At 62.0% G+C, this 11,196-nt stretch carries 11 protein-coding genes and 1 pseudogene; 4 read left to right on the top strand and 8 right to left on the bottom strand.

The features are described from left to right. Both D769_RS19570 and D769_RS19565 read left to right on the top strand, forming a co-directional pair. Positions 1-328, top strand: a pseudogene (locus D769_RS19570) (ABC transporter permease); the annotation flags it as partial. Between the two features lies 1 nt (position 329). Then, positions 330-1,124 (top strand): ABC transporter ATP-binding protein, encoded by a 795-nt coding sequence (locus tag D769_RS19565; protein WP_008648603.1) that lies wholly within the window; start codon positions 330-332, stop codon positions 1,122-1,124. Between the two features lie 56 nt (positions 1,125-1,180). Here the strand turns inward: D769_RS19565 and D769_RS19560 are convergent, their stop codons facing one another. Genes D769_RS19560 through D769_RS19550 form a run of 3 tightly spaced genes read right to left on the bottom strand, consistent with a single transcriptional unit; the run spans position 1,181 to position 3,604 of the window. Beyond that, on the bottom strand, positions 1,181-1,447 hold the full coding sequence (locus D769_RS19560) for a hypothetical protein (RefSeq protein ID WP_008648602.1): 267 nt from the start codon (positions 1,445-1,447) through the stop codon (positions 1,181-1,183). Next, positions 1,444-2,856, bottom strand: a complete 1,413-nt coding sequence (locus D769_RS19555; protein ID WP_008648601.1) for a LutB/LldF family L-lactate oxidation iron-sulfur protein — start codon at positions 2,854-2,856, stop codon at positions 1,444-1,446. The genes D769_RS19560 and D769_RS19555 overlap by 4 nt, the downstream gene beginning before the upstream one ends. A 22-nt stretch (positions 2,857-2,878) precedes the next feature. Continuing rightward, positions 2,879-3,604 carry a (Fe-S)-binding protein gene (locus D769_RS19550; RefSeq protein ID WP_008648600.1) on the bottom strand — a complete coding sequence of 242 codons (726 nt, stop codon included), beginning with the start codon at positions 3,602-3,604 and terminating at the stop codon, positions 2,879-2,881. A 240-nt stretch (positions 3,605-3,844) separates the two neighbouring features. Here D769_RS19550 and D769_RS19545 point away from each other — a divergent pair, with 240 nt between their 5' ends. After that, positions 3,845-4,630 carry an IclR family transcriptional regulator gene (locus D769_RS19545; RefSeq protein WP_008648598.1) on the top strand — a complete coding sequence of 262 codons (786 nt, stop codon included), beginning with the start codon at positions 3,845-3,847 and terminating at the stop codon, positions 4,628-4,630. A gap of 106 nt (positions 4,631-4,736) precedes the next feature. Here the strand turns inward: D769_RS19545 and pbpG are convergent, their stop codons facing one another. The 4 genes from pbpG to D769_RS19525 all read right to left on the bottom strand — a co-directional run bounded on the left by pbpG (position 4,737) and on the right by D769_RS19525 (position 8,431). Further along, positions 4,737-5,897, bottom strand: a complete 1,161-nt coding sequence (gene pbpG, locus D769_RS19540; protein ID WP_052018127.1) for a D-alanyl-D-alanine endopeptidase — start codon at positions 5,895-5,897, stop codon at positions 4,737-4,739. Between the two features lie 329 nt (positions 5,898-6,226). After that, complete coding sequence (locus D769_RS19535; RefSeq protein ID WP_008648595.1) at positions 6,227-6,922, bottom strand: nitroreductase; 696 nt, start codon at positions 6,920-6,922, stop codon at positions 6,227-6,229. Positions 6,923-6,945: 23 nt separating this feature from the next. Next, complete coding sequence (locus D769_RS19530) at positions 6,946-7,401, bottom strand: thioesterase family protein (RefSeq protein WP_008648594.1); 456 nt, start codon at positions 7,399-7,401, stop codon at positions 6,946-6,948. 106 nt (positions 7,402-7,507) lie between these two features. Then, the gene (locus tag D769_RS19525) at positions 7,508-8,431 is read right to left on the bottom strand and encodes a histone deacetylase (RefSeq protein ID WP_008648593.1); all 924 of its coding nucleotides are present in this window, start codon (positions 8,429-8,431) and stop codon (positions 7,508-7,510) included. A gap of 431 nt (positions 8,432-8,862) precedes the next feature. On the opposite strand from D769_RS19525, the gene phaP1 reads away from it, so the two are divergent. Continuing rightward, positions 8,863-9,441 (top strand): TIGR01841 family phasin PhaP1, encoded by a 579-nt coding sequence (gene phaP1, locus D769_RS19520; protein WP_008648591.1) that lies wholly within the window; start codon positions 8,863-8,865, stop codon positions 9,439-9,441. Positions 9,442-9,715: 274 nt separating this feature from the next. On the opposite strand, the gene lpdA is transcribed toward phaP1, so the two are convergent. Continuing rightward, the coding region (lpdA, locus tag D769_RS19515; RefSeq protein ID WP_008648589.1) for a dihydrolipoyl dehydrogenase at positions 9,716-11,196 on the bottom strand (1,481 nt) is incomplete at its 5' end.

Here is an 11,196-nt window from a genome sequence, read left to right as displayed (position 1 = left end):
TGCGCTCGTCGCACTGGCGGGCGCGTTGTTCGCGCAGACGCAAGGCGGCTCCGACATTTCGATGGGTATCGGCACGATCGTGATTGGCCTGGCCGCCGTGATCATCGGCGAAACGATCATTCCGGCACGACGTCTGGTGTACGTCACGCTGGCTGTGGTGGTTGGCGCAATCCTCTATCGCTTCTTCATTGCGCTGGCGCTGAACAGCGAGTTCATCGGCCTCAAGGCACAGGATCTGAACCTGGTGACGGCTGCCCTCGTGACGCTGGCGCTGGTGCTGCCGGCCACGCGCAAGAAGCTGTTCGCCCGCAAGAACGGAGGTGCCTGACATGCTGCGCGCCGAAAACCTGAAGCTCACCTTCAACCCGGGTACTCCGATCGAGAACCGCGCCCTGCGCGGCCTGAGCCTGGAGATTCCGGCTGGCCAGTTCGTTGCCGTGATCGGCTCGAATGGCGCCGGCAAATCGACCTTCCTCAACGCGGTCAGCGGCGACCTGATGGTCGACACCGGCCGCATCATGATCGATGACGTCGACGTCACGCGCAAACCAGCATGGGATCGTGCCCATCTGGTGGCCCGCGTGTTCCAGGATCCGATGGCCGGCACCTGCGAGGCGCTGACGATCGAGGAAAACATGGCATTGGCGATGGCACGTGGTTCGCGTCGCGGCTTCCGCCCGGCGCTGAACAAGTCGTCGCGCGAGCTGTTTCGCGACAAGCTGCGCCTGCTGAACCTGGGCCTCGAGAACCGGCTGACGGACCGGATTGGCCTGCTGTCCGGCGGCCAACGCCAGGCAGTAAGCCTGCTGATGGCTTCGCTGCAGCCGTCGCGCATCCTGCTGCTCGACGAACACACCGCGGCGCTGGACCCGAAGACGGCGGCATTCGTGCTCGAACTGACGGCCCGGATCGTCGAGGAAAGCAAGCTCACGACGATGATGGTCACGCACTCGATGCGCCAGGCACTCGACTATGGCCAGCGCACGGTGATGCTGCACCAGGGCCAGGTCGTTCTGGATGTGTCCGGCGACCAGCGCAAGGGGCTGGACGTGCCCGATCTGCTCAAGATGTTCGAGCAGACACGGCATGAGCAGCTCGATGACGACGCGCTGCTGCTGGGGTAAATAGGCAAGCTCCCCTCACCCGCATTGCGGGAGGGGAGCTTACCTGTGGCAGTACCTTATATCGTTCCCGCCTTATCCAGCCACTTCTTGAGCTGGTCGGTCACCGCAGTGCTCGAGAACGAGCAGCTATCCTGCGCGAACACGGCCGACATCTCCATCCTGCGCAGCAACTCTTCCATCGCCTGACCGAATACCGGCGGCAACGTCAGCGACGATGCCGAGGCACGCCACTGTTCGATCAGATCCCCCACCGGCAGGCTGCCGGCGACGTGTGCATCCAGCGCAGTCCGCATTGCGGCCAGCGTCTCCTGATTGGCGCTCATGAACGCGCCCTCCTTTCCTTGTAAAGTTCGCGGAACGTCCGGCCGCTCGGGGCCGGCATGTCACGCGTGTCCGTCCATCCCTTACCCGCCATCGGCAGGCTTGCGATCAGCTTTCCACGGCCGCCCATGCGTGCGAGCAGTCGCGCGCCCATGCGCGTGACAAACGCGTACAGATCCGGGCGTCGTGCAATAAAACCCCAGGCCTGCAACGCCGCCCGCTCCTGCCACGGGCGCAGGCGTCGTTCCATCTGTTTCTCGCGCAGCTTGCGCAGCAGATCGGACAGCGGGATCGATGCCGGACAGACGCGGTTGCATTCGCCGCACAGCGTGGCTGCCTGCGGCAGGTCTACGGCATTCGCCAGCCCGACGTAGCTCGGCGTCAGCACGCTGCCCATCGGGCCTGGATAGACCCAGCCATAGGCGTGCCCGCCGATCTTCTGGTACACGGGGCAATGGTTCATGCAGGCGCCGCAGCGAATGCAGCGCAGCATCTCCTGGAACTCTCCGCCGATCAAGCCGCTGCGCCCACCATCGACGAGCACGAAGTACATATGCTCCGGACCGTCCCGCTCGCCCTCGGCACGCGGCCCAGTCAGCAGCGAAAAATAGTTCGAGATCGCCTGCCCCGTTGCCGAACGCGGCAGCAGCCGCATCACGGTGGCCAGATCCTCCAGCGTCGGCAGGACTTTCTCGATACCGGTTACGGCCACGTGCACGCGCGGCATGATCGTACACATGCCCTCATTGCCTTCGTTGGTGACCACGGCCACCGAGCCGGTCTCGGCGATGATGAAATTCCCGCCCGTGACGCCCATGTCGGCGGACAGGAACTCTGGCCGCAGCACCTCGCGCGCTTCGCGCGTCATCTCGGGGATATCGGTCAGACGAGGCTTGTTATGGACTTTGGCGAACAGGTCGGCAATCTCGTCCTTGTCCTTGTGGATCACCGGCGCAATGATGTGCGACGGCGGCTCGGCATCGTTGATCTGCAGGATGTACTCGCCGAGGTCGGTCTCGATGCTCTGCACGCCCATCTCGCCAAGCACCTGGTTCAGGCGCATCTCCTCGGTCACCATCGACTTGCTCTTGATGACCTTCTTCACACCATGCTTCTGCGCGATTTCGCCCACTAGCCTCGCGGCATCGGCGGTCGATTCGGCAAACAACACCGTGGCGCCACGCTTTGTCGCGCTCTCCTCGAACTTGGCCAGCCAGACGTCGAGATTCTCGAGCGCCCGGTTGCGCCGCTCCTTCAACGCGGCGCGCGTGGCATCGAAATCGATGTCGCGGATCGCATCGGCGCGCGCGGTGACGAACTTGGTCGAGAGCTTCTTGAGGTTCTGCTGCAGGCGCTGGTCGGCAAGCTTCTGCCCTGCGCGCGCCTTGAATTCCATGCTGTGGACTTGCATCGTGGGGACTCGTTGCGGGTCTTCAGGCGTCGCCAGCCAGCACCTGGGCGATATGCAGCACGCGTGTGCGCGTATCGCCCGTGCGTCGCAGCCGGCCTTCGATGTTGAGGATACAGCCGAGGTCACCGAGCACCACGGCATCGGCCCCGCTGGACTGGATATTGGCGCACTTCTCGTCGACGATCGCCGTGGAAATATTGCCGTACTTGACCGAGAACGTGCCGCCGAATCCGCAGCACGCCTCGCAGTCCTTCATTTCGGTCAGCGTCACACCCGGCAGCTTGCCCAGCAGTTCGCGTGGCTGCTGCTTGACGCCCAACTCACGCAGGCCGGAACAGGAATCGTGATAGGTGACATTGCCGGCAAAGGTGGAATCGAACCGGTCAATCTTTGCCACGTTGACGAGGAAATCGGTCAGTTCGAAGACTCGCTCCCGCAGGCGCTCGTAGCGGCCATGCAGTTCCGGATCGTCCCGCAGCAGGTCCTGGTAGTGCTGGCGAATCATGCCGCCGCAGGAGCCAGACGGCACCACCACGTAGTCGAACATCTCGAACTCGCGCAGGAATTTCTCCGCCAGGTCGCGCGATACGGCGCGCTCACCCGAGTTGTAGGCAGGCTGTCCGCAGCAGGTCTGTGCCTCGGGCACCATGACCTCATAGCCAGCCGATTCCAGCAGCTTCAGCACCGAGAACCCGATCTCGGGGCGCATGAGGTCCACCAGACAGGTGGCGAACAGTCCGATTCGCATCGCTTCCCTTTTTCCAGACCCAGAAACATCGCAATTATGCCCCTTGCCCCCGCCGCTGCGGGCATCCGGCGCCGCAATCTTGTTCATCCCGCTGCACAATGCGGTTCATGCGAGCTGTTCGGTCATCGCGCAAGCGATTGGAGGTTGATTTCAGTAATCACGTTTCATCAGTTGAAATTTTCACGATGTGAGATAGAATCAGGCAAACGCTTAATTTGCCGCACGGCACAAATTTTCTCCATGGCAGAAGCAGACAAGTCACCCGGCAAGACCTCGATCCAGGTGATCGAGCGCATGATGACGCTGCTGGACGCGCTGGCCCAGCACGCCGACCCCGTCAGTCTGAAAGAGCTTTCGCTGGCCACCGGCCTGCACCCGTCCACGGCCCACCGGATCCTGAACGACATGGTGGCGTGCCGCTTTGTCGACCGCTCCGATCCGGGCAGCTATCGACTGGGTATGCGGCTGCTCGAGCTTGGCAATCTGGTCAAGGCACGCCTTTCGGTACGTGACGCTGCACTGGCGCCAATGCGTGCCCTGCACCGCGTCACCGGCCAGACCGTCAACCTGTCGGTACGTCAGGGCGACGAAATCGTCTACATCGAGCGCGCTTACAGCGAGCGCTCGGGGATGCAGGTGGTGCGTGCCATCGGCGGCCGCGCCCCACTGCACCTGACCTCGGTCGGCAAACTATTCCTGGCCGCGGACGAAGGCGCACGTGTACGCAACTACGCCACCCGTACCGGGCTGGCCGGTCATACGCGCACGTCGATCACGGACATCTCCAAACTCGAACGCGAACTGACCTGGGTGCGCTCGAATGGCTACGCACGCGATAACGAGGAACTGGAACTCGGCGTCCGCTGTATCGCCGCAGGCATCTATGACGACTCGCGACGCCTTGTCGCCGGCCTGTCACTCTCTGCACCGGCCGATCGACTTCAGGATAGCTGGCTGCAGAACCTCAAGGACACCGCGCTGCAGATCTCGCGTGGCATGGGATATGTCCCCGAGCCTACAGCTTGATCGTCTAATCGCCTGACAACTGCCGAGGCAAGCAAAAAACGCGCCGCCGGGTTTTCGCCCGGCGGCGCGTTTTTCTTGTACGGCCCAAACGCTCAGATGTCGTCGCTCAGGTACCGTGCGACTGCTGCGAGACCAGGATCGCCGTGGGCGATTTAGGGCCCTGAGTGAGATTGGGATTCGCCGGGAAAGGGCGCGGTTGTGCCGACGTCGCCGGTTGATGCTCAAGCCAGCTACGCACGCGCGTGGCATCGGCAAAGCGCGACAGCTTGCCAACCGAGTCGAGGAACACCATCACCACATTGCGATCATTCACGCGTGTCTGCATCACCAGGCACTGGCCGGCTTCGGAGATATAACCGGTCTTCTGCAGACCGATATCCCAGTTGCCGCCACGCACCAGGCGGTTGGTGCTGACATAGTGCATCGGACGGCCAAACACGGTGACTTCGTGCTCGGGTTGCGTCGAGTACTCGCGGATCGTCGGATTGCGATAGGCGGCATTGACGAGGCGAGCCAGATCCATCGCGCTCGACACATTGCTGCTCGACAGGCCATTCGAATCGACGAAGTGGCTGTCACTCATGCCAAGCTCGCGCGCCTTGCGGTTCATCGCGCCAACAAAGGCAGGCAGGCCACCCGGATAGTTACGACCCAGTGCCGAAGCAGCACGGTTCTCCGACGACATCAACGCCAGCAACAGCATCTCCTGGCGGGTCAGCTGGGTACCAAAGCGCAGACGCGAACTGCTGTGCTTCTCGGTATCGCGGTCTTCCTCGGTCACCGTGAGCATCTCGTCCATCGGCAGACGTGCGTCCATCACCACAAGCGCGGTCATCAGCTTGGTGATGGATGCGATCGGCAGCACAGCCGTGGGATTTTTCTGGAACAGCACCTCATTGGTGTTCTGGTCCATGACCAGCGCCACTGACGAGCGCAGGGCAAGCGCATCCTCGGTATCGCGCAGGCCCATCGCCTCGCCCAGCGACGGCTTGGACGGCACAAACGCCGCACGCACCGGCGCCGCGCGGCTTGCGACGACGGTACGTTTGCCGTTGCGCAGGACGATCACCTTGCGTGGCGACGCCTCCGCTTTCGCGGAAGCCACCTTTTTGGTGGTTTTAGTGGATTTTGCCTGCTTTTTTGACGACGACGTCGTCGCAGTCGACGACGTCGCTGCGTACGAGGCCGGCGCGGCCAGCAGGGCAACAGACACGACCGCCGAAGTGGCGAGCGCGGTCAATTGGGGTAGGCCGAAGAATCGGGGCATGAGAGATTCGATCCGGAACATGATCTGATCAGCGCGGCTGCGGAATGGCGCTAGTTTAGGAAATTAAGAAATTGTTAGCAAGATTAATGACTTAGAAGCGCTCGTTAAAGTTCGGTTGACAAACATTTCCACATCACGGGAAAAGCGCCGACTTCGTCATAATTCCGCAACTCCAAAAACAACAACCAGGTCGGCCGCTGTGTATCAGGCATCACGTCGACAAACCATGTCGACACCCCCGCACAGCCAGCCACCCTTTACAAAATCAAAATGCCCTCGGCGTCCATATCGGTCGATTTCGTCGATTCCTGAGGACACCGATAGGCGACTCAGGAAAGAAAACGCGCGAACCCACTCACCGGTTCACGTTCCGTCGTCAATTGATTGGCCGTAGCCTCGGGGTCGGCATATCCAAGCGACATGCCACACACCACCATCTCTTCCTCTGGCAGACGCAAGTGCTGCCCAATGATCCTGTGGAACTGCGTAAAGGCGGCCTGCGGGCACGTATCCAGGTCGCGCGCGCGCGCTGCCACCATGATGCTTTGCAGGAACATGCCGTAATCCAGCCAGCTTCCTTGTTCCATGATGCGATCAATCGTGAAGATCATGCCTACAGGTGCATCAAAGAAACGGAAATTGCGCGCATGTTGTTCGTGCATTCGCGCCTTGTCTTCGCGGCTGATCTGCAACAGGCTGTACAGATCCCAGCCAACCTTGCGGCGGCGCGCCAGATACGGATTGGTCCACTCGCGCGGGTAGTACGGATACTCCTCGCGGTACTTGGCATCGCGCTCGGGATCCTCGTACGCGGCCAGCACATCCGCGCACAGGCGGGCCTTGGCATCGCCGGCCAGCACATACACTTTCCACGGCTGGGTGTTGGTACCGGAGGGTGCGCGGCTTGCCACCGCAAGAATCTCTTCGACGGTCTCGCGTGGTACCGGCGTATCCAGGAATGCGCGAATCGAACGGCGCGTTGTGATGGCGCGATCGACGATCGCTGCGTCACCAGGGGTCGACATGCTCTGCGGTCTCCTTGTTCTTGTTAATGTGGTCGCTGTGCCTGCTGGCCAATCACCAGCGCCTCGAGCGCCTGGCGCAAAGGCTGCGGCAGCGGCACCGGCCGGCGCGTTTCGCGATCGACATACACGTGCACGAAATGTCCTTGCGCGGCGGCGACGTCATCATCGTTGCAAAACAGCCCTACCTCGTAGCGCACGCTCGAATTGCCGAGCTTCGCCACGCGCAGCCCCGCCACCACTGTGTCGGGAAAACTCAGTGACGAGAAGTAGTTGCACTGCGTCTCGATCACCAGACCGATCGTCTCGCCCGCCTCGATGTCCAGCACGCCAGCCCGGATCAGGTACGTGTTAACGACCGTATCAAAATAACTGTAGTAGACAACGTTGTTGACGTGACCATAGACATCGTTATCCATCCAACGCGTCGTGATCGGCTGGAAGTGTGCGTAGGCACTGCGGCAATCAGGTTCGGGCTTCATTGTTATTGGGGTCTGGAATGGCTCGGACAAATGGCACCGGCCAGATGCACGACAGCTCGATATGAGCGCACTGGCCGCCACAAGGTTCCAATGGATTGCAATCAATTCATGACACGTTCGCGCGTTCGACGGCAAGTTGCGCGTGATATCGCGCGGCAAGCGTGATGGTCTGCGTATGCACGGCGACCGTGTCCTCGATCTGGTTGCCATAGCCACCTGCCATAGCGACGGCGACCGGCAACCCACGTGATCGCGCAGCTTCGAACACCATCGTGTCTCGCCGCGCAAGACCGGCCATCGTGAGCTTCAATCGCCCCAGGCGATCACCCTCATGAGGGTCGGCGCCGGCCAGGTAGATCAGCAGATCGGGATCGAATCGTGCGAACAGGGTATCGAGCGCGGACGCCAGCGCGACGGCATAGGCGCCGTCATCGCACCCATCCGGCAACCCGACGTCGAGATCGCTCGCTTCCTTGCGGAATGGGTAGTTCTTCTCGCCGTGCAGCGACAGCGTGAATATCGTCGGATCATCACGCAGGATCGATGCGGTACCGTTGCCCTGGTGGACGTCGAGATCGATGACTGCCACACGCCGCACGCTGCCGTCGCGCTGCAGGCGACGCGCCGCAATCGCCGCGTCATTGAATACGCAAAACCCTGCCCCCTTGTCCGCGTACGCGTGGTGAGTGCCGCCAGCCAGATTCGCCGCGATACCCTGCTCCAGCGCGACCCTGCAAGCGGCAATCGTCGCGCCGGCCGAGCGTCGGGAACGCTCCACCATTTCATGCGACCAGGGAAAGCCGATCTCGCGCTGACGCGCGACATCGAGTTGGCCGGTGGAAACTTCCTCGATATAGGCAGCGGTGTGGACCAGTGCGAGTGTTTCATCGTCGGCCCGCGGCGCCTCGCGCAACTCCACCCCACCCACCTCACGCACCACCGCATCACGCAGCATGCTGTATTTGCGCATCGGGAATCGGTGACCCGGCGGCAACGGCAGGACGAAATGATCGGCGTAAAAGGCAAGCATCGGGGGGCAGGATGAGCGGCCCGGAAAGTGCCTGAATGACATCATTATCCGACCGGGCAGTCAGCGATGGTAGCACTCCCCTCCCGCTGCGGCACACCAATCGCCGAAACCACCAGAAAATGCCAGGATCTCCCGCGTCGCACCAAGCAACCGACTCAGGAAAAACCCTTAATTTATGCGGCATACGTCGACTTCTGTGCGCTTTCGGCAGGGTGTTCCCAGTGATTTTTTGTGCGACGCACAAAAACCGCTTGACACCCATCGTTGTTCTCTTAGAATTGCAATTGTTGCGGCGCATCAAAGCCTTCGGGCAGCGCCGAAAAACGAGACACACGCTCGGGCTGGCCAGGACACTGAAGTCATGGCTTTGACATCTGGGCGGCTTAATTTCACTTCTGCTTGACCTTGAAGCTCACCACTGGAGACCCGCAATGATCCTGACCCCGGAACAAGTTGCAGCCGCACATAAAGCCAACCTCGAAACCCTGTTCGGCCTGACCTCGAAGGCTTTCGAAGGCGTGGAGAAGCTCGTTGAGCTGAACCTGCAAGTGGTCAAGGCCACCCTGGCCGAGAACGCCGACAACGCCAAGAAGGCGCTGACCGCCAAGGACGCCCAGGAACTGCTGGCCATCCAGGCATCGCTGGTGCAGCCGGTTGCCGAGAAGACCCTGGCCTACACGCGTCACCTGTACGAAATCGCTTCGGAAACCCAAAGCGAGTTCACCAAGGTTGCCGAAGCCCAGCTGGCTGAAGGCACGAAGAACGTGCAAGCCCTGGTCGACAACCTGGCCAAGAACGCTCCGGCTGGTTCGGAGTCGACCGTGGCGATCGTGAAGTCGGCGATCTCGGCGGCCAACAACGCCTACGAGTCGGTGCAGAAGGCTACCAAGCAAGCCGTTGAAATGGCTGAGAGCAACTTCCAGGCCGCTGCCACCGCCGCGACCAAGGCTGCCCAGCAAGCCAGCGCCACGGCCCGCACCGCCACCAAGAAGTCGGCCACTGCTGCCTAAGCATCTGTATCTGTAATACCAACGCACCGGCTCTGGCCGGTCCGTTGGCAAAACGCCCCGCCCACGCGGGGCGTTTTGCCAACGGAGGCGATCCCGATCGCCTCGTACCGGTGTCTCCTCGGTACCCGATTCCAAAAGGTATCGTTCAAGCCCGGCCCCTGACTACCAGGGGCCGGGCTTTTTTTCGTCGCGCCCTCCCCGCTGCTTGCAGGAGAATCGAGACAAATAAAAAAACCCGCCGAATCGGCGGGTTCTCTCACTACGGCGCCAGCAATCAGCGCTTGCGCGGCGGCGGCACGTCCGTGCACACACCTTCGTAGATTTCCGCAGCCATGCCGATCGACTCGCCCAAGGTCGGGTGCGGGTGAATCGTCTTGCCAATATCCACGGCATCCGCGCCCATCTCGATGGCCAGGCAAACTTCGCTGATCAGGTCGCCCGCGTGGGTGCCGACGATACCGCCACCGATGATGCGATGGGTTTCCTCGTCGAAAATCAGCTTGGTGAAGCCCTCGTCACGGCCATTGGCAATCGCACGGCCCGAAGCGGCCCATGGGAACACGCCCTTGCTGTACTTGATGCCTTCGGCCTTGCACTGGTCTTCGGTCTTGCCGGCCCATGCCACTTCCGGATCGGTGAACGCCACGGACGGGATCTGCTTCGCGTCGAAGTAGGCCTTCTCGCCATGCGCGGCCTCGGCGGCCACGTGTGCCTCATGCACCGCCTTGTGCGCGAGCATCGGCTGGCCGACGATATCGCCGATCGCGTAGATGTGCGGCACGTTGGTGCGCATCTGCTTGTCGACATCGATGAAGCCACGGTCGGTCACAGCCACACCGGCCTTCTCGGCACCGATCTTCTTGCCGTTCGGGGAGCGGCCCACCGACACCAGCACAGCGTCGTAACGCTGCGGCTCGGCCGGCGCGGACTCGCCCTCGAACTTCACGTAGATACCGTCCGGCTTCGCTTCCACGCCGACCGTCTTGGTCTTCAGCATCACGTTATCGAAGCGATGCTTGTTCACCTTGTCCCAGACCTTGACCAGATCGCGGTCAGCGCCCTGCATCAGGCCGTCGAGCATTTCCACGACATCGAGTCGCGCGCCGAGCGTGCTGTAGACGGTGGCCATTTCCAGGCCGATGATGCCGCCGCCAATCACGAGCATCTTGTTCGGGATGTCGCGTAGTTCCAGCGCGCCCGTCGAATCGAAAATGCGCGGATCCTCAGGGACGAACGGCAGCTTCACGGCCTGGCTGCCGGCCGCGATGATCGCCTTTTCGAAGCGGATCACGGTCTTCTTGCCATTGGTGGCCTTGCTGTCGCCTTCCGTTTCCTGCACCTCCAGGTGATGCGGATCCAGGAACGTGCCGATGCCGCGTACCACCTGCACCTTGCGGGCCTTCGCCATTCCCGACAGGCCGCCGGTCAGCTTGCCGACCACGCTTTCCTTGTAGTGCCGCAGGCCATCCAGGTCGATCTTGGCTTCGCCGAACAGGATGCCGTGCGCGGCCAGCGCCTTGGCCTCGTCGATCACCGCCGCGTTGTGCAGCAGCGCCTTCGACGGGATGCAGCCCACGTTCAGGCAAACGCCGCCGAGGGTGCCATAGCGCTCGACCAGAACGGTGTTCATGCCGAGGTCCGCCGAGCGGAAAGCCGCCGAGTAACCGCCGGGGCCTGCGCCCAGCACCAGCATTTCGCACTGGATGTCGGCGCCACCGGCATGCGTGGCGGCCGCCGGAGCCGCTGCCGGCGCCG

Origin of the sequence: Cupriavidus sp. HMR-1, assembly GCF_000319775.1 — a bacterium.
In the GTDB taxonomy this organism is placed as follows: domain Bacteria; phylum Pseudomonadota; class Gammaproteobacteria; order Burkholderiales; family Burkholderiaceae; genus Cupriavidus; species Cupriavidus metallidurans.
The sequence above is the reverse complement of the archived record's forward strand: the minus strand, read 5'-3'. Positions and strand labels throughout refer to the sequence as shown.

What these genes read in the sequence shown, in the direction of transcription:
- D769_RS19530 (WP_008648594.1), bottom strand. Translation starts at nt 7,401, where the DNA reads ATGAAGCCCGAACCTGATTGCCGCAGTGCCTACGCACACTTCCAGCCG.
- D769_RS19550 (WP_008648600.1), bottom strand. Translation starts at nt 3,604, where the DNA reads ATGCGAATCGGACTGTTCGCCACCTGTCTGGTGGACCTCATGCGCCCC.
- pbpG (WP_052018127.1), bottom strand. Translation starts at nt 5,897, where the DNA reads ATGCCCCGATTCTTCGGCCTACCCCAATTGACCGCGCTCGCCACTTCG.
- D769_RS19560 (WP_008648602.1), bottom strand. Translation starts at nt 1,447, where the DNA reads ATGAGCGCCAATCAGGAGACGCTGGCCGCAATGCGGACTGCGCTGGAT.
- phaP1 (WP_008648591.1), top strand. Translation starts at nt 8,863, where the DNA reads ATGATCCTGACCCCGGAACAAGTTGCAGCCGCACATAAAGCCAACCTC.
- D769_RS19555 (WP_008648601.1), bottom strand. Translation starts at nt 2,856, where the DNA reads ATGCAAGTCCACAGCATGGAATTCAAGGCGCGCGCAGGGCAGAAGCTT.
- D769_RS19525 (WP_008648593.1), bottom strand. Translation starts at nt 8,431, where the DNA reads ATGCTTGCCTTTTACGCCGATCATTTCGTCCTGCCGTTGCCGCCGGGT.
- D769_RS19565 (WP_008648603.1), top strand. Translation starts at nt 330, where the DNA reads ATGCTGCGCGCCGAAAACCTGAAGCTCACCTTCAACCCGGGTACTCCG.
- D769_RS19545 (WP_008648598.1), top strand. Translation starts at nt 3,845, where the DNA reads ATGGCAGAAGCAGACAAGTCACCCGGCAAGACCTCGATCCAGGTGATC.
- D769_RS19535 (WP_008648595.1), bottom strand. Translation starts at nt 6,922, where the DNA reads ATGTCGACCCCTGGTGACGCAGCGATCGTCGATCGCGCCATCACAACG.